The sequence below is a fragment of the Stenotrophomonas sp. SAU14A_NAIMI4_8 genome (assembly GCF_003086695.1).
In the GTDB taxonomy this organism is placed as follows: Bacteria; Pseudomonadota; Gammaproteobacteria; order Xanthomonadales; family Xanthomonadaceae; genus Stenotrophomonas.
Genome location: NZ_CP025999.1, coordinates 4,280,870 through 4,303,936, shown reverse-complemented (window position 1 = coordinate 4,303,936; position 23,067 = coordinate 4,280,870). Strand labels below are relative to the sequence as shown.

Below are 23,067 nucleotides of genomic sequence, written 5' to 3'. Positions count from 1 at the left end.
CTTGCCTGCTGGTCAATAATGGCGGCATGAAGACCACCCTCGACGAAATGCAGGCCTTCCTGGCGGTGATCGACAGCGGTTCGATCAGCGCCGCCGCCGAGCAGCTGGGGCAGACCCCTTCGGGGGTCAGCCGCGCGCTGGGCCGCTTGGAAGAAAAGCTGGGGACCACCCTGCTGACCCGCACCACGCGCCGGCTGCACCTGACCGCCGAAGGCGAGGCCTACCTGCGCCACGCGCGGGCGATCATCGATGCGGTGGAATCGGCCGAGGAGCAGATGGCCGCTCGCCGCGAGCGCCCGGTCGGGCGGCTGCGGGTGGATGCGGCGATGCCCTTCGTGCTGCACGTGATTGCACCGCTGGTGGCCGGCTATCGTGCGCGCTATCCCGAGGTGCAGCTGGAGCTCAACAGTTCCGAGCGCTATATCGATCTGCTGGAGCGGCGCACCGACCTGGCCATCCGCATCGGCCCGCTGGCCGATTCAACCCTGCATGCGCGGCCGCTGGGCCGCTATCGGTTGCAGCTGGTGGCCAGCCCGGCCTACCTGGCCGCCCACGGCGAGCCGACCAGCGTGGCGGCGTTGGGGCAGCACACGCTGCTGAGCTTCAACGAACCGGAGTCGCTGAATCGCTGGCCGCTGCCGGGCGATGCCGACGGGCAGTTGCTGGTGCGCCCGGACGTGGCCGTTTCCAGCGGTGAAACGCTGCGCCGTCTGGCGGTCGAAGGCGTGGGCATCACCTGCCTGTCCGACTTCGTGACCGCACGCGACCGCGCCGCCGGCACGCTGGTGCCGGTGCTGTCCGCGCAGACGCTGGATGTGTACCAGCCGATCCACGCGGTGTACTACCGCAACACCGCCGTATCGGCGCGCATCAGTTCGTTCCTGGATTACCTGGGTGAGGCGATGGCGCAGGGCCAGGACCCGCGCTGGTAGCGCCGGGCCATGCCCGGCGGAACCCTCACGCCGCGCGCGCCAACGCTTCCTTCGTCGCAGCGTCGCTCGACAGATCGAACACATCCACCGCGTCGATCAAGCGGTCGGCCTGCTGTTCCAGGCTGCGTGCTGCGGCACTGGCTTCTTCCACCAGCGCCGCGTTCTGCTGGGTGGTGCCATCCATCTGGATCACCGTCTGGCTGACCTGTTCGATGCCCGCGCTCTGTTCCTGCGACGCGGCGGAAATCTCGGCCATGATGTCGGTCACCCGCTGCACCGACGCCACGATTTCGGCCATCGTGTTGCCGGCCTGGCGCACGTGCTGCGTGCCCTGGCCGACCTGTTCCACCGATGCTTCGATCAGCGCCTTGATCTCCTTGGCGGCGCCGGCCGAGCGCTGTGCCAGCGTACGTACTTCACTGGCCACCACCGCAAAGCCACGGCCCTGGTCGCCCGCGCGCGCCGCTTCCACCGCTGCGTTCAGCGCCAGGATATTGGTCTGGAACGCAATGCCGTCGATCACGCTGATGATCTCGGCGATCTGCCGTGACGACGCTTCGATTGCATCCATGGTTGCCACCACCTGGCCGACCACCGCGCCGCCCTGCGAGGCCACGCCATGTGCGCCGATCGCCAGTTGATTGGCCTGGCGTGCGTGTTCGGCGTTCTGCCGCACGGTCGAGGTCAGTTCTTCCATCGAGGCAGCGGTCTCTTCAAGGTTCGCAGCCTGCTGCTCGGTGCGCCGTGACAGATCGTTGTTGCCTGCGGCAATTTCCGCCGCCGCGCTGTGGATGCTGCCCGAGGTGTGCTTGATGGCGGTGACGATGGTGGCCAGCTGTGCGGCGGTGGTATTGGCATCGCCGGCAATGCGGGCGAACACGCCCTGGAAATCGCCGTGCATGCGCGCACCCAGGCGACCATCGGCGATGGCGCGCAGCATGCTGGAGACCTCGCCCAGGTTGTGCTCGGTGGTCTGCATCAGGCGGTTCAGACCTTCCACCATGCTGCGGAAGTCGTGCTGGAAACGGCTGCTGTCGCCGCGCTGGCTGAAATCACCTGCCGCCGCAGCTTCGGCCAGGCCGCGGATCTGCCCGTTGATCGCGCCCAGGTTCGCTTTCACTGCATCCAGGGCCTGGGTGATCACCACCTTTTCGCCCGGCAGGCGTTCCATGTCCTGGCTCAGATCGCCAATGGCATAGCGCCCCATGATGGCGATGGCTCGCATCTTTACCTGGATGTGTGCGTCCACCAGTGCATTGGTGTCGGCCACCATGCGCCCGTAAGCGCCAGGGAAAGCGCTGGCATCCATGCGGTGGCTGATGGTGCCGGCCTCGTGCTGCTCGGCCATGCCGGCCTGTGCGGCCAGCACGCCACGCAGGGTGTTCTGCACGGCCTGCATGGCCTGAGCCAGGCGGCCGATCTCGTCGCGGCTGCGGACCTGCACCGCATGGTCCAGATCGCCAGCGGCGACCGCGCGTGCGGCGGCTTCCACCGCCAGCACCGGTTGCACCACTGCGCGCCGCAGCCACCAGCCCAGGGCCAGCAGCAGGGCGATGGCAGCGCCTATCGTCAGGCCACCGCTGACCACCAGCATGTGCCGCGCCGCCTGCGAACGCGCAGCCACCGCGGCCTCGGCTACCTTGGCCGTGTGGTCACCCAGCGCATCCAGCGCGGCGGCGACCGGGCGGTCCTTGCCGCGCACCAGAGTGTCACCGGCGGCCGGGTCGTACTGGGCCTCGGCAAAGGCCTGCAGCGCACCGTGGTAGGCCTGCTGCAGCTGCGTGTGCTGCGCGCTGAAGGCCTGCGCCAACGTGCGCGTACGCGCATCGGGGCTGGCCGCCACACGCTGCGCCAGCTCGGCCACCACGCGGCCCTCGCTGTCGAAGGCATCCAGATGGCGCTGCCGCAGCGCGTCGTCGTGGCCGCGCAGCAGCACGTTCTTCCACTCCTGCACCTGGCTGCGGAACTCGCGTTGCAGGCGCTCGGCATCGCGGCTGAGCGCGACCTCCGGCGGCACTTCGGTGGACAACTTCAGCCAGGCCGTGGCCAGACCGGCCAGGGCACACAGCAGTACGACAGCCAGACCAACAGAGACGGCACCGAGCAACTTGGACTGCAGTCGCGGCGCAGCGGACGACACGTTCATGGAAGGGGCTCAAGGATGAATGGCGATGCGGTATCGACCGTTCTTGAGTCCCCTGAAGTGGGATTCAGATCACATTACCGTTCCGTTTAGGGAGGTGAAGATTGTGTTTCATAGGACAGATGTGTCCAGACGAGACGAAAGCGGACAGTAGACGGGCGGTTTAAATGTAACTATGGTTGTTACATGAAGTCCGCCAATCCATTGTCCGACGCACTGCATGTCATGGCCCACCTGGTCGGCCAGCCGGGCCCGCGTACCTCCGAACAACTGGCCGCGTGCCTGCCCACCCACCCGGTGGTGATCCGCCGCCTGCTGGCGCAGCTGCACAAGGCTGGCCTGGTGCACAGCAGCCGCGGCCACGGCGGTGGCAGCCAGTTGGCCCGCGACGCGGCCGCGATCACCCTGCACGACGTCTACGTGGCGGTGGGCTCACCGCCACTGGTGCAGGTCGGTACGCGTGACAGCGGCGGCGGCTGCCCGATCCAGCAGCTGGTCAACCAGGCGCTGCTGGACGGCGCGCGCGAGGCCCAGCGCCTGCTGGAAGCCCGGCTGCAGGCCAGCACGCTGGACCAGCTGGGCGCCGACTTTGCCCGTCACCTTGCCCATCACCGTTCCCTGGAAGGCTCCCATGAATCCTGATGTCATCATCGTCGGCGGCAGCTACGCCGGCATCGCCGCCGGCCTGATCCTGGCGCGCGCACGGCGCCCGATCACCGTCATCGACAGCGGCCTGCCGCGCAACCGCTTCGCCAGCCACTCGCACGGCGTGCCGGGGCAGGACGGCATCAGCGGTGCCGAGCTGCTGAAGAACGCGCGCCAGCAGCTGCTGGATTACCCCACCGTGCGCTGGCTGCAGGGTGAAGCGGTGGATGCGCAGGCCGGCGCCGATGGCGTGCAGGTGCGCACTGCCGATGGACAGGTACTGGCCGCGCGCAAGCTGCTGCTGGCCACCGGCATCGCCGACCAGGTGCCGGATCTGCCGGGCCTGGCCGAGCGCTGGGGCAGCACCGTACTGCACTGCCCGTACTGCCATGGCTACGAGGTGGGCGGCGGGGCCATCGGCCTGCTGGGTGGCCACCCGCTGTCGGCAGGCAAGGCGCCGCTGTTCGCCGAATGGGGCAACGTGACGTTCTACAGCCAGGGCCTGCCGATCAGCGACGACGAGCGCGCGGCCATGCAGCAGCGCAACGTGCAGGTGGAAGACACGCCGGTGTTGGGCGTGCGCGGCGATCAGGACACGTGGCTGGAAGTGGAGCTGGCCGATGGCCGCCGCATTGCCCAGCGTGCGCTGTTCGTGGCCGCACCGCAGGCGATGGCGACGCCGCTGGTCCAGCAGCTGGGCTGCGCGCTGGTGGAACACCCGCTGGGCGTACTGGTGCAGGTGGATGCGATGAAGCAGACCAGCGTGGCGAACGTGTACGCCGCCGGCGATGCCACCACGGTGGGCAACATCACCCTGGCGATGGCCGAAGGCGTGCGCGCCGGCATCGGCGTCCACCACGCCCTGGTGGGCGAAGACAGCAGTGGGGTCGGAGCCGGGGTCGGATCCCTTTCGCAGAAAGGGCTCTGACCCCCGCATCCACGCATGGCGTGGATCTACCAGCCCCGCATCCACGCATGGCGTGGATCTACCACCGTGCAGGGCGTGGATTCGATGTGTCGACCAAGGTCGACACCTACCGGAGCGGTGGGATCCCTCAGCCCTTCACGCACAGCACCTGGCGCAGCGTGTGCACCACTTCCACCAGGTCCCGCTGCGCGGCCATCACATCATCGATCGACTTGTACGCCGCCGGTGATTCATCCAGCACGCCGCTGTCCTTGCGGCACTCCACGTGCGCGGTGGCTTCGCGGTGCTGGGCCAGGGTGATCTGCTGGCGCGCCGCACCCCGGCTCATCACCCGGCCGGCACCGTGGCTGCAGCTGTGGAAGCTGTCCGCGTTGCCCTTGCCGCGCACGATGTAGCTGCGCGTGCCCATGCTGCCGGGAATGATGCCCAGTTCGCCGGCACGGGCGCTGACGGCACCCTTGCGCGTCACCAGCAGTTCCTGCCCGGCGTGCGATTCCTTCTGCACGTAGTTGTGGTGGCAGTTCACCGCCATCGCCGCCAGCTTGAACTTCGGCAGGCGCTGGCGCATCTCGGCCAGCACGCGCGCCATCATCGCTTCGCGGTTCTGCCGTGCGTAGTCCTGCGCCCACGACACCGCCTGCACGTAATCGTCGAACAGCGGTTCGCCTTCCATGAAGAACGCAAGGTCTTTGTCGGGCAGATGGAAGCCGAGCACGCGGCGCTCCAGTTCATGCCGCGCCTGTTCGATGAAGTAGGTGCCGATCAGGTTGCCGGTGCCGCGCGAGCCGCTGTGCAGCATCACCCACACCGCATCGGTTTCATCGAGGCAGAGTTCGATGAAATGGTTGCCACCGCCCAGCGTGCCCAGCTGGCAATCCAGCTTGTCGGTACGGATCTTCCGGTGCTTTTCCTTGATGCGCTCCAGCCCCGCGGCCAGCCCCGACTGCACCAGCCGGGTGCCGATGCTGTCGGGCAGCCGCTGGTGTTCGCCGCCACGGCCGTTGCCGACCGGCACACTGCGCTCGATGCCGCTGCGCAGTTGGCGCAGGTCATCGGGCAGGTCGTTGGCGCGCAGCGTGGTGCGTACCGCGGCCATGCCACAGCCGATGTCCACGCCCACCGCGGCCGGAATGATCGCGCCCCGGGTGGGGATGACCGAGCCGACGGTTGCGCCCTTGCCCAGGTGTACGTCGGGCATGACCGCCACCCACGGCCCGACGAACGGGATCGCGGCGATGTTGCGCAGCTGCGCGTGGGCCTCGGCTTCCAGCGGAACGCCGTCCACCCAGCCCTTGATCGGCGTGCTGCCTTCGGCATGCAGCCATTGATAATTGTGTTGAATGTCCATGTCGTGATGAATGTCCTGCACAGGCCCGCACCACGGCGCGGCCGTGGGCATTTCCCTGTGGTTGCAGTGCGGGCACGAAGGCGTGCGCGGCGCAATGCCGATACGTGTGACGACGCAAACGAAAACGCCCCCGGAACTGCATTCCGAGGGCGTCGCCAAGCCTCGGAGATCGGGGCGACCGATCTCCGCAGCGCGGGTATCAGGCCGTTGTCAGCGGGAATTCCTTCACCGACGCACGGATCGCCACGTCCATGCGCAGGCATGGCAGCAGGTTGGCGATGGCGACGGCGGGTGTGTTCAAGGAAGGAATCCGGTAGCTGTTGAAACGTGGCGCGCACCATAAACCACGAACCCGTGGTGCGCAACCACGCAATGCACGGCGATTGGTCCGTTGCCTCAGCCTTCCGCGCTGGCGGCATCCAGCTGCGCAATGTCCTGCACGCTCAGGCCAAGGTTGGCCGCGGCCAGCAGATCGTGCAGCTGTTCAACGCTGGTGGCGCTGACAATCGGCGCGGTGATCGACGGCCGTGCGATCTGCCAGGCCAGTGCAATCTGTGCGGCACTGGCGTTGTGCTTGCTGGCCACATCATCCAGCGCCTGCAGGATGCGCAGGCCGCGCGGGTTCAGATAGCGCTTGACCACCATCTCGCCACGCGCCGGGCTCTTGGCCGCATCGGCGGCGGTGCGGTACTTGCCGCTCAGGAAGCCGCTGGCCAGCGCGTAGTAGCCGATCACGCCGATCTGTTCGCGCTGCACCAGCGGCTCCAGTTCGGTTTCATAGCCGGCGCGGTCGTACAGGTTGTATTCCGGCTGCAGGGTTTCGTAGCGCGGCAGCTTGTAATCGCTGGATACCTTCAGCGCATCGGCCAGGCGCGTGGCGCTGTAGTTGGACGCCCCGATGGCGCGCACCTTGCCGGCCTCGATCAGCCGGCCGAACGCGGCCAGGGTGGCTTCCAGCGGGGTGGATTCATCGTCTTCGTGGGCCTGGTACAGATCGATCACATCGGTCTGCAGGCGGCGCAGCGAATCTTCCACCGCCGCGTTGATGTTGTCCGGGGTCAGGCCCGGGCGCTCGGCCCACTTGGCCACCTTGGTCGCCAGGATGACCTTGTCACGCTTGCCGCTGCGCGCGAACCACTTGCCGATCAGCGTTTCCGATTCACCGCCCTGGTTGCCCGGTACCCACGCCGAATACACATCGGCGGTATCGACCAGGTTGAAGCCGGCATCGACGAAGGCATCGAGCAGGGCGAAGCTGGCCTTTTCATCGGCGCTCCAACCGAACACATTGCCGCCGAAGGCGAGCGGACGTACATGCAGGCCGGAACGGCCGAGTTCGCGGGTTGCCGTCATGGACACGGACTCCTTGGGGGAAGTCCTCCAGCATAGAGCGCCACCTGTGACCGTGCTGCGGCGGTCACCACAAAACAGTGTTCCGCAACGCGCACGCCGCTAACGTTTTGTGAACACCTGCGGCGCGGCGACTGCTAGTCTCGCCGCATCTTCCGCTGGAGTCGTCCCGATGAATGCTGTTTCGTCCCTGCGTGGTTGCCGCCTGCTGCTTGCTTCGGCGCTGCTGGTAGCGGTTCCCGCCATCGCCGCGCCCGCTGCCGTCGTGGCGCCGGCCAAGATCCAGGTATCGCCGGCACTGGAAGCTGCGATCAAGGCGCCTACCCGCGATGCCAACAACGTAAAGCGTGACGGATACCGTCATCCTGCGCAGACGCTGGCGTTCTTCACCGTGGCACCGGAAAAGACCGTCATCGAAATCACCCCCGGCAACGGCTGGTACTCGGAAATCCTGGCGCCGCTGCTGCGCGACAAGGGCCATTACATTGCCGCGGTGGTCGATCCGCAGGCGGTGGCTGAAGGGCGTGGCCGCGATTACCAGCAGCGTAGCCGTGACGGCCTGGAAAAGAAGTTCGCCGGCGCCCCGGCGCAGTTCGACAAGATCGCCGTGGTGGCCTACGACCCGGCCAAGCCGGTGTTCGGCCCGGCCGCTTCGGCCGATGTGGTGCTGACCTTCCGCAACGTGCACAACTGGCGCAAGGCCGGCCAGGCGCAGGGCATGTTCCAGGGCTTCTTCAACGTGCTCAAGCCGGGCGGCGTGCTGGGCGTGGTCGAGCACCGTGCCAAGGCCGACGTGGCCGACGACGATGACACCGGCTATGTGGGCCAGCAGCAGGTGATCGCCATGGCCGAGGCCGCCGGCTTCAAGCTGGACGCGCGTACCGAAGTGAATGCGAACCCGCGCGATACCAAGGACCACCCCAATGGCGTGTGGACCCTGCCGCCGACCAACCAGCATGACAAGGCCGACGACGCCAAGTACCAGGCCATCGGTGAAAGCGACCGCATGACCCTGCGTTTCGTGAAGCCGTAAGAGGGTAGCGCCGGGCCACGCCCGGCGAGCGCGCAGTGCGGCGTGGGACAATAGCCCATCGCCGCCTGCCGCCCCCTGCAATGCTGATCGCCTTCAACAAGCCCTTCAACGTGCTCTGCCAGTTCACCGACCGCAGCGTGCCGCCGCGGCCGACCCTGGCCGGGTTCGGCCTGCCGCCGCGCGTGTATGCCGCCGGCCGCCTGGACCATGACAGCGAGGGCCTGCTGCTGCTGACCGACAACGGCACGCTGGCACACAAGCTCACCGACCCGCGGCACAAGGCCGACAAGACCTACTGGGTGCAGGTGGAAGGCACGCCCAGCGACGAGCAGCTGCAGCAGCTGCGTGACGGCGTGGTACTGAATGACGGGCCGACTCTGCCGGCGAAGATCGAGCGCCTCGATCCGGCGCCGGCGCTGTGGCTGCGCGATCCGCCGGTGCGGTTCCGCAAGACCGTGCCCGACAGCTGGCTGGCCATCACCATTCGCGAGGGCCGCAACCGCCAGGTGCGGCGCATGACGGCCGCGGTGAACCTGCCGACCCTGCGCCTGGTGCGCGTGGCGATGGGCCCGTACCGGCTGGACGACCTGCAGCCGGGGCAGTGGCGGCAGATCGGCTGAAACAAGAAGGGTCGGAGCCCTTCCTTGCGGAAGGGATCCGACCCTTGATCGGGGTCAGACCCCTTCCGCAGGAAGGGCTCTGACCCCTCTGATGGGGCTCAGGTATCGCTGCCGATGTCGCTGTGCTCGTCCACCACGGTGTCATTGCGGCGGTCACGCGCGTGGATGCGCTGCGCCTGGCCATTCACCACATGGCCATTGGCCGCCTTCTTCTTCTGCTGCTTGCGGTACAGCGCGTAGCCCAGCAGGCCCACGCCCACCGCTGCGGCGGCAATGGTCACCGCCGGGTTGCGGCGGGCGAACTTGGTGGCCACCTTGCCCCCGGTCTTCACCGCACCCAGCGCAGCGCCGGTCTTGATCCAGTCGCTGGCCTGCGGGCCCAGGTGGCGCAGGCTGCCGCCGGCACTCTTCAGGCCATCGCCAGCGCTGTGGGCCAGGTCCAGGGCGCGCTCCAGGGCGCGGTCGGTGATTACGGTCAACTTGCTCATGCGGGGGTCCTTTGCCTCGGGTCGAAGTCCAGTGTGTCGTGCTGCCTGTAAACGGTATGTCAGGCAGGCGGGCATGCGCCTTGACGCGACCGCCGCCGTTCAGCATCCGGCAGGCCGGGGTCGGATCCCTTTCCCTTGGGAAAGGGCTCTGACCCCGCTGCGTGAATATGGGGTCAGAGCCCTTTGCGTTGCAAAGGGATCCGACCCCGTCACTCAGGTACCGCGCGGTTTGGCGCGGTGGGTCGCGGTGGCCGTCCACGGGTCATCCGGCCACGGGTGGCGCGGATAGCGCCCCTTCATTTCCTTCTTCACCTCGGCATAGGTGTTTTCCCAGAAGTTGCGCAGGTCCTGGGTGACCTGCAGCGGGCGGCCGCCGGGCGACAGCAGGTGCAGGGTCAGCGGCACCCGGCCATCGGCAATGCGCGGGGTGTCGGCCAGGCCGAACAGCTCCTGCAGCTTCACCGCCAGCACCGGCGGCTGCGGCTCGCCGGTTTCACTGTCCAGGCCATAGGTGATCGCCCGCTCCAGCCCCGAAGGCACGCTGATGCGGGTGGGCGCATGGCGTTCCACCAGTTGCCGTTGCGCCCATTCCAGCGGCGATTTCAGCGCTTCGCCGAAACTGCTCTCGTCCAGCGCATCCAGCCGCGTCTTGCCGGCAAAGGCCGGTTGCAGCCATTGCGCGCGGCTGGCCAGCAGGGCCGCATCACTGCAGTCGGGCAGGCCCAGGTCGGGCATCCAGCGGCGCAGCGACTCCACCCGTGCCTGCCATTGGCGCAGGCCCTCGGTCCACGGCAATGCCTGCAGGCCCAGTTCGGCCACGGCATCGGTCAGCGCCTGCGCGGCGTGCTGCGGGTCCACCCGCCCGGCCGAACGGCTGTCCAGCACGATGCGGTCGAAGCGGGTCTCGCGCAGGGCCACCAGGGCGCGCCGTTCGCTGTCCCAGCGCACGGTGTCCTCGGTCACGAAGCGCTGCGGCCAGGTGGCACGCAGATAGCCTTCGTCCACCGGCGCGGCGCGCAGCAGCAGTGCGTCGCGGGCCTCGAAGCGCAGTTCGCTGGCCACCAGCCACGGTTCACCGCGCAGGTCGCTCAGCTCGTGCAGGCGCGCGCTGCGGCCGTTGGCCAGCAGGTAGCGCAGCGGGTCGGACGGATGCTGGAACGCGATGCGGTCGGGGAAGGCGTGAGCCAGCAGATCGCCCAGTTCGTGCGCTTCGATGCTGGCCGGTGGCAGCGCATCGCAGCGCAGGCGTCGGCGCCACTGCTTGGCCGCTGCATCGATCGCGGCCAGGCCGCTGCGGTTGGCATCGGCCGGTGCACGGCCATTGCGGAACGCGGCCAGTGCGCGCCAGCGCGCCGCCAGCGCATCGCCGCCCTGGCGCAGCGGATCGCGTGCTTCCAACAGGGCGGCCAGATCGGCGGCCAGCGCCTGCGCGCGCGCATCCGCGGCGGCCAGCAGGATCGCCGCCAGCCGCGGGTGGGTGCCCAGCGCCAGCACGCGCCGGCCCAGCGCGGTGATCGCCCCGCTGCTGCTGAGTGCGCCCAGCCGTTGCAGCAGCTCGCGCGCGGCGGCCATCGGCCCGCTCGGCGGGGTATCGACGAAGCGCAGATCGCTGCTGCCCCAAGCCGCCAGCTCCAGCGCCAGCCCGGCCAGCTCCACCTGTTCGATTTCCGCACGCCGCTGCGGCTCCAGCCGTTGCGACTGCGGCCACAGCCGCCAGGCCACGCCTTCGGCCACGCGGCCGGCGCGGCCGGCACGCTGGTCGGCCGAGGCCTGCGCGATCGCCACCACGTCCAGCCGGGTGAAGCCGCTGTTGGGGTCGTAGCGCGGTTCCCGGGCCTGGCCACTGTCGATCACCACGCGCACGCCGGGCAGGGTCACCGACGATTCGGCCACGTTGGTGGCCAGCACCACGCGGCGTCGGCCATCGCTGGCCGCCTGCAGCACGCGCGCCTGCTGTTCCACCGGCAGTTCACCATGCAGGGCCAGCACCTCCACGCTGCTGTCCAGCGCGTCCTGCAGGCCGGCTTGTACGCGCGCGATCTCGCGCTGGCCGGGCAGGAACACCAGCGCGTCGCCGGGGTGTTCGGCCAGGGCCTGCTGCACCGCGCGGCGCACCTGCAGTTCCAGGGTCTCGTCGCGCCGGGCCGGGAAGTGGCTGATCGCCACCGGGTAGCTGCGGCCTTCGCTGCTCAGTCGTGGTGCATCCAGGAAGCGCGCCAGGCGCTCACCGTCCAGGGTGGCCGACATCACCAGCAGGCGCAGGTCCTCGCGCAGCTGCGCCTGCACGTCCAGCGCCAGTGCCAGCCCCAGGTCGCCGCTCAGATGGCGTTCGTGGAATTCATCGAACAGGATCGCGCCCACTGTCTCCAGCATCGGGTCGTCCTGCAGCATGCGGGTCAGGATGCCCTCGGTGACCACCTCGATGCGGGTGCGCGCCGAAACCTTGTTCTCGAAGCGGATGCGGTAGCCCACCGTGCCACCCACGTCCTCGCCCAGTTGCCGGGCCATGAACAGCGCCGCGCTGCGTGCGGCCACCCGGCGCGGTTCCAGCAGGATGATCCTGCGGCCCTGCAGCCACGGTGCATCCAGCAGGGCCAACGGCACCTGGGTGGTCTTGCCGGCGCCGGGCGGGGCTTCCAGCACCAGGCGCGGGTGGTCGGCCAGGTGCTGCTGGATCTGCGGCAGCAGCGGCGAAATCGGGAAGAGCGGGGCATTCATGTGCAAAGGATAAGGGGCGCAGCGCGGCGCAGGTACAATGCGCGGGTTTTCCTGTCTCTGCTGCCCCCATGCACCTGATCGATATCGGCGCCAACCTCACCCACGATTCCTTCGATCGCGACCGCGATGCCGTACTGGACCGCGCACGCCAGGCCGGGGTGGTGCAGATGGTGATCACCGGCGCCAGCCGCGAGCATTCGCCGCTGGCCTTGCAGCTGGCGCAGCAGCATCCGGGCTTCCTGTACGCCACCGCCGGCGTGCACCCGCACCACGCGGTGGAATACACCGACGAATGCGATGCGGAAATGCGCGCGCTGCATGCGCATGCCGAAGTGGTGGCCGTGGGCGAATGCGGGCTGGATTACTTCCGTGATTTCTCGCCGCGCCCGGCGCAGCACCGTGCGTTCGAGCGCCAGCTGCAGCTGGCGGCCGACAATGGCAAGCCGTTGTTCCTGCACCAGCGCGACGCGCACGCCGATTTCATGGCGCAGATGAAGAACTTCGACGGCCGCCTGGGCCCGGCGGTGGTGCATTGCTTCACCGGCGAGCGTGACGAACTGTTCGATTACCTGGACCAGGATTGGTACATCGGCATCACCGGCTGGTTGTGCGATGAACGCCGCGGCGCGCACCTGCGCGAGCTGGTGAAGAACATTCCGGCCAACCGCCTGATGATCGAGACCGACGCGCCGTACCTGCTGCCGCGCACCCTGAAGCCGATGCCGAAGGACCGCCGCAACGAACCGATGTTCCTGTCGCACATCGTGGAAGAACTGGCCCGCGATCGTGGCGAAGACGTGGCGGTGACCGCAGCCAACGCCACCGCAGCCACGCGCACGTTCTTCCGGTTGCCCGACGCGGGTTGACCGGGTAGGCGGCGTGGCGAAACGCCACGCGTCGCGATGTCGAACGGACCGACATTGCGTCGTGATATCGAACCAATCGACCTTGCACCGTGATGTCGAACGAACCGACGTTTCGCCGTGATGTCGAACGCATCGATCATGCGCCGTAATGTCGAACGAACCGACATTGCGCCGTAGAGTCGAGCTTGCTCGACTGCTTCTGCCAACAGCAGTCGAGCAAGCTCGACTCTACGACCCTGGCAATCCGCGCATGCGTGCCATGAAAAAAACGCCGGGTCGTGCGGGCAATCCGCGCGCGCGTGCCATGAAACAACGCCGGGTCATGCGGGCAATCCACGAACGCCAGGATCAATCAACGCCGGCAGCAGGTAGCGCCGGGCCATGCCCGGCGAGCGCAGCGGCCAGATCCTCCAGCCCCTGCCGGTAGGTGGCAAACCGCGGTGCCCACCCCAGCGCTTCGCGCGTGCCACGGCTGTCGATGCGCTTGTTGCTGGCATAGAAGCGGCGCAGCGTCGGGCTCACCGCCGGGTCGTCCCAGGCCACCGCCGGGGGCAGGGCGAAGCCCCCCAACTGCGCGGCATACGCCAGCACGTCCTGCGGCGGCGCCGGTTCGTCGTCGGCGGGCAGGTACAACCCCCCCGGCGTGGGCCGTCGCATCGCCGCGATGACCACCGCGGCCAGATCCTCCACGTGCAGCCGGTTGAACACCAGCCCGGGCCGCAGCACGTGGCGGGCGCGGCCCTGCGCCAACTGCAGCAGCGCATTGCGGCCAGCGCCATACAGGCCCGGCAGGCGGAACACCGCCGAATCGATGCCGCGCTCCCTCGCCAGCGCCTGCCATTGGGCTTCCGCACGCAGACGCTGCACACCCGCCGCCTCGGTGCTGTCGGCCACGCTGTGTGCATCCACCCAGCCACCGTCGCGGTCGGCATACACCGAGGTGGACGACAGATAGCCTACCCAGCGCAGCGCCGGGCTGGCCAGCAACGCCGGCTGCAGCACGCGCAGCGCCGGATCTCCGTCGGCATCGGGCGGCACGCTGCACAGCACGGCCTGCGCCTGCGAAACGGCCTCCAGCAGGGCCGCTGGCGGCGCCGCATCGGCATGCAGTGCGAACCGCTGCAGTCCGTCAGCGGGCGCGGCGGTGGGGTCACGCACCGTGCCTGCCACTGGCACCCCCAGCGCCTGCAGGCGGGCGGCCAGCACGCGGCCGCTCCAGCCCAGGCCCAAGATCAGTACTGGTGCGGGCACCGCCGTGTTCACGCCGCGCGCTGTGCCTGGTAGGCCTGCAGGCTGCTGTAGGCCACCTGCAGCAGCAAGGCTTCCTGGCCGGCGGTGCGTGCACGGGCCAGCATGTCGCCCACGATCTGCGCGGCCTCGACCTGCTGGCCGGCCTCCAGATCGCGCAGCATCGAGGCCTTCAGCGCCGAGCCGGCCTGGGTCAGGGTGCTGCGGGCAACGTCCTGCGCATCGTCGGGAATCGGTTCGCCCGCGGCTTCGGCCACGGCCAGGCATTCGTCGTACAGGCCGCGCACGATGGCCTGGCCATCGTCGGTGGCCACGATGGTGCCGATGTCCGCGCGCAGCAGGCAGGTGGCGGCGGCCAGCGCGGTCAGGAAGGTGTACTTGATCCACTGCTCCTGGCCGATCTGGCCGCTGGCCAGGTGGTCCACGCCGGCCTGCACGCAGGCGGCAGCGAAGGCCTGCACGCGCGGCGACAGGGCGCCGCCATCACGCTCACCGAAGGTCAGCTTGGCCGGCCGGCCCAGGTGCAGCACCGCGCCGTCGGCGGCCTTGGTGGCACTGATGAAACACAGCCCACCCAGTACCGCTTCGCGGCCGAAGCGCGCGTCCAATGCGCCGTAGTGGTGCAGTCCATTGAGGATCGGCAGCACGGTGGTCGCCGGGCCCACGGCCGGGGCGATGGCATCGATCGAACTGTCCAGGTCGTAGGCCTTGCAGCTCAGCATCACCAGGTCGAACGGCTGCGCGGTGGCCAGCGCGGGCAGGGCATCGGCGGTGACATGCTGCACCGGGAAGCGCGCATCGCCCAGCGGGCTCTGGATCACCAGCCCGTCGCCGTCGAGCTGGGCGGCGCGCGCGGGGCGCACCAGGAAGGTCACATCCACGCCGGACTGGGCCAGGCGGCCGCCGAAGTAACCGCCGGTGCCACCGGCACCAAGAATCAGGATACGCATCACACCTTCACCGCAGTTGGGGGGTCACCTGCAGATTGTGCCGGAGATCGCATTCCGTGGCCGTGCAGCCGGTGGCGGGTGAGGGGGAAAGACATCGCCGCTGACGGTGGTGGCCACTGCCACGCTCGGCGCAGCAGCAGAAAGAAAAGCCGGGCATGCGCCCGGCTCTTCAGCAGACGGTATCCACGCAGGGCGTGGATGATCCGCCACGGTTCAATTGATCGCGGCGATGAAAGCCGGATCCTTGATGGTCTGTTCGATGTTGAGCTTGATGGTCTCGTTCAACGAACCAAAGATGTTCACGAACTTGGACGTGTTGCGCTGCACGTTCTTCACCTGGTCGTAGACCACCTGGCCCTGCGGGTCGGTCACCACGTAGCGCACGCGCAGGGTCCAGTCGACGCTGTAGCCCAGATCGTCGATCAGGAACTCTTCCACCTTGCCGCTCAGGACATTGCCTTCCTTGTCCATCTTGATGCCGACCAGGCGCAGCTCGGAAAACACCGCATCGCGCATGATCGCATCCACGTTCTTTTCGAACAGGATGTTGCCCATGGCGGTGTTGCGCACCTGGTTGGGCTTGATCTCCCCGCCCTTGGCCGGCAGGTACTCGAACGCGGTCACATCCACCCGGCCTTCGGCGCTCAGCACCGAACTGGGGGCGTAGTTCAACGGAATGGGCCGGGAAGCGCAGCCGGCCAGAACGAGCAGGAACAGCGATGCAGCGACGAGCCGGGCAGGGCCGGCAGTACGACGGGTGAACATCTGGTTGGGTCCCCTGGTGCGTCCATGACATATGAAAAACCAGCCGGCCCGGGGGCCCGCTGGTCGGTCTGGTGAAGCGCACCGATTAGACGACCGAACCGGGCGCCAGGCAAGTGCCCTGGCGCCACCGGAACCGGTCCCCCCACGCAGGGGGGGATTACCTCAGCTGCGCATGCCCACGCCGCGGCGCAGCAGCCACAGCGCAAGCGCGGTCAGCACCACCACGAAACCGATCATCAGGGCATAGGCCACCCACACCGGCACATCGCTGCTGCCCAGCAGGCCGTAGCGGAACGCGTTGACCATGTAGAAGATCGGGTTGGCATGGGTGGCCGCTTCGGCCCAGGTCGGCAGCAGCTTCACCGAATAGAACACGCCACCCAGGTAGGTCAGCGGGGTCAGGATGAAGGTCGGCACGATCGCCACGTCATCGAACTTCTTGGCGTACACCGCGTTGATGAAGCCGGCCAGCGAGAAGATGGTCGCGCCCAGGATCACCGTGCTCAGCGTCACCAGCGGGTGCGGAATGCGCACCGGGGTGAAGAACATGGCGATGATCAGCACGATCACGCCAACCATCAGGCCGCGCAGCACCGCACCGGCCACGTAGCCCCACAGGATCACCCAGTTCGGCATCGGGCTGACCAGCAGCTCTTCCACGTGGCGGCCGAACTTGGCGCCGAAGAACGAGGAACTGATGTTGCCGTAGCTGTTCTGGATCACGCTCATCATCACCAGGCCCGGCACGATGAACTCCATGTAGCTGTATTCGCCCATGTCGCCCACCCGCGAGCCGATCAGGCGGCCGAAGATGAGGAAGTACAGGGTCATGGTGATCGCCGGCGGCACCAGGGTCTGGCCCCAGATGCGCAGGATGCGCGCGACTTCCCGGCGCACGATGGTCATCAGCGCGATGCGGTTGCGCTGGCCGTCGGTCAGCTCGGTGGTGCTCATGCAGACGTCTCCTGGTTGCCGGTGAGGCGCACGAACAGCTCCTCCAGGCGGTTGCTCTTGGTGCGCATCGAACGTACGCGGATGCCGGCCTCGTTCAGCGTGGCGAACACGCGGTTGAGGTCCATGGCGCGCGGCATGTCGATGTCCAGCGTGTGCGCATCGGGTGCGGTCAGGGTCGCGCCCTCGATCACCGGCAGCTGCGCCGGCAGGTCACCGTCGATGTCCAGCAGGAAGCCTTCCACGTCCAGCTTGGCCAACAGGGCGCGCATCGGCCCCTGCTCCACGATCTGGCCGTGGTTGATGATGGCCAGGTTGCGGCACAGGTACTCGGCCTCTTCCAGGTAATGGGTGGTCAGGATGATCGTGGTGCCGGCGGCATTGATCTCCTTCAGCACCCGCCACATGTCGCGGCGGATCTCGATGTCCACGCCGGCGGTGGGTTCGTCCAGGATCAGCAGGCGCGGCCGGGTCATCATCGCGCGGGCGATCATCAGCCGGCGCTTCATGCCGCCGGACAGGGTGCGGCTCATCACCTGCGCCTTTTCCCACAGGTGGGCACGCTTCAGCTCCTCTTCGGCGCGCTGCTCGGCTTCCTCGCGGGCCACGCCGTAGAAACCGGCGTAGTTCACCAGGATATCGAAGGGCTTCTCGAACAGGTTGAAGTTGATTTCCTGCGGCACCAGCCCGATCAGGCGCATGGTGGCGCTGCGGTGCTGCACCAGGTCGCTGCCGAACACTTCCACCTTGCCCTGGCTCAGGTTGACCAGGGAGCTGATGATGCCGATCAGGGTCGATTTGCCGGCGCCATTGGGGCCCAGCAGGGCGAAGAAGTCGCCCGGGGCGACCTCCAGCGAGACCCCCTTCAGGGCCTGGGTGCCGTTGTCGTAGGTCTTGCGCAGGTCGCGCACGCGCAGGGCGGGCGCCGTTTCGTTCAGGGAAGCCAAGCTTGCAGCCTTCGCGCCCATGGGCTGGCGCAGGAGAGGGGCGGGGAGGGTCTATTATAGAAGACCCCGAGGGCTTGCCCCGGCTACACACTGTCCCGAAAAGTCGTGCCTGTCCAATTCCCCATCAAGCTGGTCGGCCGCCGCATGCTGGCGCCGACCATCGGCCACTACCAGTTCGTGCGTGATGACGGCCAGCCGCTGGATTTCCAGCCCGGCCAGTTCATCCAGGTCCATTTCGCCTACGCCGACGGCACCGAAACCAAGCGCAGCTACTCGCTGGCAACCATCCATGACCACGCCCTGGGCCCCGGCGAAGCGGTCGACATCGCCGTCAGCTTCGTGCCCGGCGGTGCCGCCACGGCGCTGTTCGAGGCGCTGGACATCGGCGGCCAGATCAGCGCGTCCGGCCCGTATGGCCGCTTCTGCCTGCAGCCCGGCGACCACAATGCCCGCTACCTGCTGATCGCCACCGGCACCGGCGTCACCCCGTACCGATCGATGCTGCCGCTGCTGGCAACGGCCATGGCCGAGCGCGGCGTGCAGGTGGTGCTGCTGCAGGGCGCACGCAGCCCCGGCGAACTGCTGTACAGCGATGATTTCTACAGCTTCGCCGAAAAGCACCCGAACTTCCGCTATGTGCCGTGCCTGTCGCGCGAACTGCCGGCCGAGCCGCACCCGGACGTGCACCACGGCTACGTGCAGCAGGCCCTGGCCAGCATCCAGCCTGACCCGGCCACCGACATCGCCTACCTGTGCGGCAACCCGGACATGGTCGATGCCTGCGCCGAGGCGCTGAAGGCGGCCGGCCTGGGCAACCCGCAGGTGCGGCGCGAGAAGTACGTCAGCAGCAAGTAAGGCAGCTGGAGGGCGCCCGGTTTTTCGACCGGCGCCCATCGCCGCCAGCAGCGTGCCCGTGTAAGTTGTCCCCTGCAGTTGGTCACATCCGCCGCGACCGCGCGTCGTGGTCGACAGGAACGTCCTCCAGGGGAAACACGCACGATGCAAAAGCACCCACTTGTACTGGCCGGGGTACTGGCCAGCCTGCTTGCCGCCGGCTGCAGCGCGCCGCCTTCCGCCGGCACCGCCGATGGCGGCGACAGTCCCAGCCGCCGTTACGGCCAGATCGATTTCCGTCCCTGCACGCTGTCCACCGTGGGCGCCAGCGCCAACGTGGAAGCACAGTGCGCCACCTTCAAGGTGCCCGAGGACCGCGCCAACCCGGCCGGCCGCAGCATCGACCTGCGCATTGCCCTGCTGGAAGCGGGCAACAGCGGTGCCGGTGCGCCGGACCCGGTGTTCTTCCTGGCCGGTGGGCCGGGCCAGGCCGCCAGCGAAGTGGCCGTCATTGTCGATACCGCCCTGCGCCAGGTGCGCAAGCAGCGCGACATCTTCCTGATCGACCAGCGCGGCACCGGCGGTTCCAACCCGCTCAGCTGCCTGGGTGCCGATGGCAAGGAACTGCAGCTGGACGAAGACGCTGCGCCCACCGAAGCGGTGATGCGCGACTTCGCCACGCAGTGCCTGGCCTCGCTGAAGGGCCGTGCCGACCCGCGCTTCTACACCACCACCGAAGCCATTGCCGACCTGGACGCCGTGCGCCAGGCGCTGGGCGCGGAAAAGCTGAACCTGGTGGGCGGCTCGTATGGCACGCGCGTGGCCCAGCGCTATGCCATGGCCTACCCGCAGCACACCCGCAGCATCGTCATTGACGGCGTGGTGCCCAACGACCTGGTGGTGGGCGGCGAGTTCGCCAAGACCTTCGACAACGCCATCACCCTGCAGTCGGCGCAGTGCCGCAAGGATGCCGCCTGCAGCAAGCGCTTCCCGGTCGATACCCGCGAACAGCTGCGCAGCGTGGCCGACACCCTGCGCCGTGCGCCGGTCACCGTGGATTACCGCGACCCCGGCACCAATGCGCCGCGCCAGGACGTGCTGTCCCCGGACAGCGTGGTCGGCCTGGCGTTCGCTTTCTCCTACGTGCCCGAATATTCATCGCTGCTGCCGCTGGTGCTGGATGAAGCGGCCCAGGGCCGTTACGCGCCGCTGGCCTCGCTGGTACGCGGTGCCACCCGCAGCATGGATTTCCAGATCAACCGCGGCATGCAGTGGTCGGTCATCTGCAGCGAAGACGCGCCGCGCTTCCAGGCGCCGCCGGAAAGCGATGACGCCCTGTTCGGTGCCGAAGCGGCACGCGCGTTCTTCGCCGCCTGCCCGGTGTGGCCGCACCAGCCGGCACCGGCAGCCACCACCGCCGCGCTGAAGGGCGACCTTCCGGTGCTGCTGCTCTCCGGCGAGCTGGACCCGGTCACCCCACCGCGTTACGCCGACCAGGTGGTCAAGGGCCTGCCCAACGGGCGCGCCCTGGTCGCCCGCGGCCAGGGCCACGGCACGCTCAGCGCCGGCTGCATGCCGCGCCTGCTCGGCCAGTTCATCGACACCACCGACGCCAAGGCACTGGATGCCAGCTGCCTGGACACGCTGAGCTACGTGCCGGCATTCACCTCGTTCAACGGATGGGCCCCATGATCGTCGCCGAGAACCTGCACAAGGGTTTCGACACCCGCACCGGCCGCATCCAGGCCGTGGCCAACGTCGGCTTCACCGCTGCTGATGGTCGCATCACCGGCCTGCTGGGCCCCAACGGCGCCGGCAAGACCACCACCATGCGCATGCTGTACACGCTGATGACCCCCGACCAGGGCAGCATCACCGTCGATGGCATCGACGCGGCGCGCGATCCGGTGGAAGTGCGCCGCCACCTGGGCGTGCTGCCCGACGCCCGCGGCGTCTACAAGCGGCTGACCGCGCGCGAGAACATCGCCTACTTCGGCGAACTGCACGGCCTGTCGGCGCAGCAGATCCGCGAACGCACCGAGGTGCTGTCGCATGCGCTGGACATGGGCGACATCCTGGACCGGCAGACCGATGGCTTCTCGCAGGGCCAGCGCACCAAGACCGCCATCGCGCGCGCGCTGGTGCACGACCCGCGCAACGTCATCCTGGACGAACCCACCAACGGGCTGGACGTGATGACCACCCGCGCACTGCGCCGGTTCCTGCTGGGCCTGCGCGAAGAAGGGCGCTGCGTGATCCTGTCCAGCCACATCATGCAGGAAGTGGGCGCGCTGTGTGACCACATCGTCATCATCGCCAAGGGCACCGTGATGGCTGCCGGCAGCAGCGATGAACTGCGTGCGCAGGCGGGCGAAACCAATCTGGAAGATGCGTTCGTGAAACTGATCGGCAGCGAAGAGGGCCTGCACGCATGAGCATGATGTCGACCCTGATGACGGTGATGCGCAAGGAACTGCGCGATCTGTCGCGTGACCGCCGCACGCTGGCGCTGACCCTGCTGTTCGGGCCGCTGCTGTACCCGCTGCTGATCCTGGGCATGGGCAAGCTGTCGGAAAGCCGGGTGCGCACGCAGATTGAACAACCGCTGCAGATTCCCACCATCGGCGCCGAACACGCGCCCAACCTGGTGCGCTTCCTGGCCGCACAGGGCCTGAATGCCACCACCGCACCGGCCGATCTGGCCGAGGCCATCCGTTCGCAGGAAATCGATGTTGCCCTGCGCATCAGTGCCGATTTCGGCAAGGACTGGGCCGACGGCAAGCCGGCGCTGGTGGAAGTGATCCGTGACAGCACCCGGCGCGCCGCCGAAGTGCCCAGTGCGCGGTTGCAGGCGGCGCTGGCCACCTACAACGGCCAAGTGGGGGCACTGCGGCTGATGGCACGCGGCGTGGATGCCCAGGTGGCACGCCCGCTGGATGTGGCCCAGCAGGACATGGCCAGCGCCGAAGCCAAGCGCGGCATGATGCTGTCCATGCTGCTGCCGGTGCTGCTCACGCTTACCTCGTTCATTGGTGGCGCCTACCTGGTGATGGATTCCACCGCCGGCGAGCGTGAGCGGCAGTCGCTGGAGCCGCTGCTGGCCACGCCCGGTTCGCGCAGTGCGATTGTCAGCGGCAAGATCGCCGCGGCCTGCGTGGTTGGCTTTGCCTCGCTGCTGCTCACGCTGGTGGCCTTCAAACTGAGCGCCCAGATCGCCCCCGGCAACGTCGGCCGGCAGTTGAACATGAACATCGTGTCCATGCTGCAGATGCTGCTGGTCATGCTGCCCATGCTGCTGATCGGTACTTCGCTGCTGACCTACCTGTCGGCGGCCGCCAAGAGCATGAAGGAAGCGCAGAGCCACATGACCTGGCTGGTGCTGCTGCCCATGCTGCCGGGCTATGCGCTGATGGCCTACCCGGTGAAGAGCGAGCTGTGGCAGTACGCGGTGCCGTTCCTGTCGCAGAACCAGATGCTGTTGAAGGTGATCCGCCACGAAGCGATCTCGCCGACGGTGTGGGGCATCTATCTGGGCGCCAGCCTGGGCCTGGCCGCGGTGCTGTGGTTCGCTGCCGTGCGCCGCTACCACAACGAGCGCCTGGCTATTTCCGGCTGAGCCGGGGCGCGCGCAGGGTGACCGCCGCCCCAAGGGTAGGCGGTCGCCGTGCCAGGGCCTCGATCGCGATGGCATCGGCATGCGCGGTGCCATCGCACAGGAAGGCGGCGTAGCGCAGCGCACGCTCCTGCGCATCTGCGCCCAGCGCCAGGTACTGCGGGTGCGCTGTCAGCAGCGCATCCTCGCGCAGCCCCAGGTTGCCGTGGATGCTGGACCAGGCGTGCTGTTCGGGGTGTTCCACCGCACGCGCATGCACCGGTCCCCGTTCCACATGGCGGTGCGCCCCCAGCAGATACGCCGGGTCCTGCACGGGCAGGCACTGCAGCCCGGTCTGCCACTGCGGCGGCGCGTGCCCATGCCGTTGGCTGAAGGCCCGGCTGTAGGCGGCGCAGCACGCGCGCAGCGCACGCACCACGCCATCACCTGTGCGCGGCGTGGCCAGCAGGTGCAGGTGGTCATCCATCACCACGTAGGCATGCAGCAGCAGCCCGTGCTTCAGCAGCGCGCTGTGCAGCAGGGCCAGCAGCTGGCGCCGGTCGTCATCGTCGACGAACAAGGTGGCCGGGTGGCGCGCGCGCTGCCGCACCAGGCAGGGCGGGTAGGGGGACAGTGGCGGATGGCGCATCGCGCGTGCCTGGCGCAGGGAATCCCCCAGCCTGCACGGCCCGCAACTGCGGCGCGAGCG

At 68.2% G+C, this 23,067-nt stretch carries 21 protein-coding genes; 10 read left to right on the top strand and 11 right to left on the bottom strand.

Annotation, left to right across the window (positions count from 1 at the left end):
* Positions 1-26 precede the first annotated feature (26 nt).
* Positions 27-932, top strand: coding sequence for a LysR family transcriptional regulator (locus C1930_RS19380; protein WP_108772447.1), 906 nt, complete (start codon positions 27-29; stop codon positions 930-932).
* A gap of 25 nt (positions 933-957) precedes the next feature.
* On the opposite strand, the gene C1930_RS19375 is transcribed toward C1930_RS19380, so the two are convergent.
* Positions 958-3,078, bottom strand: coding sequence for a methyl-accepting chemotaxis protein (locus C1930_RS19375; RefSeq protein ID WP_108757505.1), 2,121 nt, complete (start codon positions 3,076-3,078; stop codon positions 958-960).
* Between the two features lie 183 nt (positions 3,079-3,261).
* Between C1930_RS19375 and C1930_RS19370 the strand changes: the two genes are divergently transcribed.
* Together C1930_RS19370 and C1930_RS19365 are read left to right on the top strand one after the other, a co-directional pair.
* Positions 3,262-3,717, top strand: a complete 456-nt coding sequence (locus tag C1930_RS19370; RefSeq protein WP_108757504.1) for an Rrf2 family transcriptional regulator — start codon at positions 3,262-3,264, stop codon at positions 3,715-3,717.
* Positions 3,707-4,648: an NAD(P)/FAD-dependent oxidoreductase gene (locus C1930_RS19365; RefSeq protein WP_108772446.1), complete on the top strand. Its 942-nt coding sequence runs from the start codon at positions 3,707-3,709 to the stop codon at positions 4,646-4,648. The genes C1930_RS19370 and C1930_RS19365 overlap by 11 nt, the downstream gene beginning before the upstream one ends.
* Before the next feature lie 127 nt (positions 4,649-4,775).
* Here the strand turns inward: C1930_RS19365 and C1930_RS19360 are convergent, their stop codons facing one another.
* Together C1930_RS19360 and C1930_RS19350 are read right to left on the bottom strand one after the other, a co-directional pair.
* Positions 4,776-5,996 (bottom strand): RtcB family protein, encoded by a 1,221-nt coding sequence (locus C1930_RS19360; protein WP_108772445.1) that lies wholly within the window; start codon positions 5,994-5,996, stop codon positions 4,776-4,778.
* A gap of 396 nt (positions 5,997-6,392) precedes the next feature.
* Complete coding sequence (locus C1930_RS19350) at positions 6,393-7,349, bottom strand: aldo/keto reductase (protein WP_108754548.1); 957 nt, start codon at positions 7,347-7,349, stop codon at positions 6,393-6,395.
* Between the two features lie 169 nt (positions 7,350-7,518).
* On the opposite strand from C1930_RS19350, the gene C1930_RS19345 reads away from it, so the two are divergent.
* Together C1930_RS19345 and C1930_RS19340 are read left to right on the top strand one after the other, a co-directional pair.
* Positions 7,519-8,379, top strand: a complete 861-nt coding sequence (locus C1930_RS19345) for a class I SAM-dependent methyltransferase (RefSeq protein ID WP_108772444.1) — start codon at positions 7,519-7,521, stop codon at positions 8,377-8,379.
* An 80-nt stretch (positions 8,380-8,459) separates the two neighbouring features.
* Positions 8,460-8,999: a pseudouridine synthase gene (locus tag C1930_RS19340; protein ID WP_108757501.1), complete on the top strand. Its 540-nt coding sequence runs from the start codon at positions 8,460-8,462 to the stop codon at positions 8,997-8,999.
* 98 nt (positions 9,000-9,097) lie between these two features.
* Here C1930_RS19340 and C1930_RS19335 read toward each other — a convergent pair whose 3' ends face one another.
* Both C1930_RS19335 and hrpB read right to left on the bottom strand, forming a co-directional pair.
* Entirely contained in the window at positions 9,098-9,487 is a 390-nt protein-coding gene (locus C1930_RS19335) for a hypothetical protein (RefSeq protein ID WP_108751293.1), read from the bottom strand.
* A gap of 213 nt (positions 9,488-9,700) precedes the next feature.
* The gene (hrpB, locus tag C1930_RS19330) at positions 9,701-12,205 is read right to left on the bottom strand and encodes an ATP-dependent helicase HrpB (protein WP_108772443.1); all 2,505 of its coding nucleotides are present in this window, start codon (positions 12,203-12,205) and stop codon (positions 9,701-9,703) included.
* A gap of 68 nt (positions 12,206-12,273) precedes the next feature.
* On the opposite strand from hrpB, the gene C1930_RS19325 reads away from it, so the two are divergent.
* On the top strand, positions 12,274-13,071 hold the full coding sequence (locus C1930_RS19325; protein ID WP_108754544.1) for a TatD family hydrolase: 798 nt from the start codon (positions 12,274-12,276) through the stop codon (positions 13,069-13,071).
* A gap of 348 nt (positions 13,072-13,419) precedes the next feature.
* On the opposite strand, the gene C1930_RS19320 is transcribed toward C1930_RS19325, so the two are convergent.
* The 5 genes from C1930_RS19320 to C1930_RS19300 all read right to left on the bottom strand — a co-directional run bounded on the left by C1930_RS19320 (position 13,420) and on the right by C1930_RS19300 (position 17,953).
* A complete protein-coding gene (locus C1930_RS19320; RefSeq protein WP_234412703.1) occupies positions 13,420-14,322 on the bottom strand; it encodes an NAD-dependent epimerase/dehydratase family protein in 903 nt (300 codons plus the stop codon).
* A gap of 8 nt (positions 14,323-14,330) precedes the next feature.
* Positions 14,331-15,269, bottom strand: coding sequence for a 2-dehydropantoate 2-reductase (gene panE, locus C1930_RS19315; RefSeq protein WP_108772442.1), 939 nt, complete (start codon positions 15,267-15,269; stop codon positions 14,331-14,333).
* Between the two features lie 213 nt (positions 15,270-15,482).
* On the bottom strand, positions 15,483-16,034 hold the full coding sequence (locus tag C1930_RS19310) for a hypothetical protein (protein ID WP_159093641.1): 552 nt from the start codon (positions 16,032-16,034) through the stop codon (positions 15,483-15,485).
* A gap of 162 nt (positions 16,035-16,196) precedes the next feature.
* Positions 16,197-16,988, bottom strand: a complete 792-nt coding sequence (locus tag C1930_RS19305) for an ABC transporter permease (RefSeq protein WP_108751287.1) — start codon at positions 16,986-16,988, stop codon at positions 16,197-16,199.
* Positions 16,985-17,953: an ABC transporter ATP-binding protein gene (locus C1930_RS19300; RefSeq protein WP_199912384.1), complete on the bottom strand. Its 969-nt coding sequence runs from the start codon at positions 17,951-17,953 to the stop codon at positions 16,985-16,987. The genes C1930_RS19305 and C1930_RS19300 overlap by 4 nt, the downstream gene beginning before the upstream one ends.
* An 84-nt stretch (positions 17,954-18,037) precedes the next feature.
* Here C1930_RS19300 and C1930_RS19295 point away from each other — a divergent pair, with 84 nt between their 5' ends.
* The 4 genes from C1930_RS19295 to C1930_RS19280 all read left to right on the top strand — a co-directional run bounded on the left by C1930_RS19295 (position 18,038) and on the right by C1930_RS19280 (position 22,382).
* On the top strand, positions 18,038-18,787 hold the full coding sequence (locus tag C1930_RS19295; protein ID WP_108772440.1) for a ferredoxin--NADP reductase: 750 nt from the start codon (positions 18,038-18,040) through the stop codon (positions 18,785-18,787).
* Positions 18,788-18,931: 144 nt separating this feature from the next.
* Positions 18,932-20,458 (top strand): alpha/beta fold hydrolase, encoded by a 1,527-nt coding sequence (locus C1930_RS19290; RefSeq protein ID WP_108754538.1) that lies wholly within the window; start codon positions 18,932-18,934, stop codon positions 20,456-20,458.
* Positions 20,455-21,201, top strand: coding sequence for an ATP-binding cassette domain-containing protein (locus tag C1930_RS19285; protein ID WP_108751282.1), 747 nt, complete (start codon positions 20,455-20,457; stop codon positions 21,199-21,201). The genes C1930_RS19290 and C1930_RS19285 overlap by 4 nt, the downstream gene beginning before the upstream one ends.
* Positions 21,198-22,382 carry an ABC transporter permease gene (locus tag C1930_RS19280; RefSeq protein ID WP_108757495.1) on the top strand — a complete coding sequence of 395 codons (1,185 nt, stop codon included), beginning with the start codon at positions 21,198-21,200 and terminating at the stop codon, positions 22,380-22,382. Before C1930_RS19285 ends, C1930_RS19280 begins: the two co-directional genes overlap by 4 nt.
* Here the strand turns inward: C1930_RS19280 and C1930_RS19275 are convergent.
* Positions 22,369-23,007: a transposase gene (locus tag C1930_RS19275; RefSeq protein WP_108757494.1), complete on the bottom strand. Its 639-nt coding sequence runs from the start codon at positions 23,005-23,007 to the stop codon at positions 22,369-22,371. The two genes, C1930_RS19280 and C1930_RS19275, sit on opposite strands and share 14 nt — an antisense overlap.
* Between the last annotated feature and the right edge of the window lie 60 nt (positions 23,008-23,067).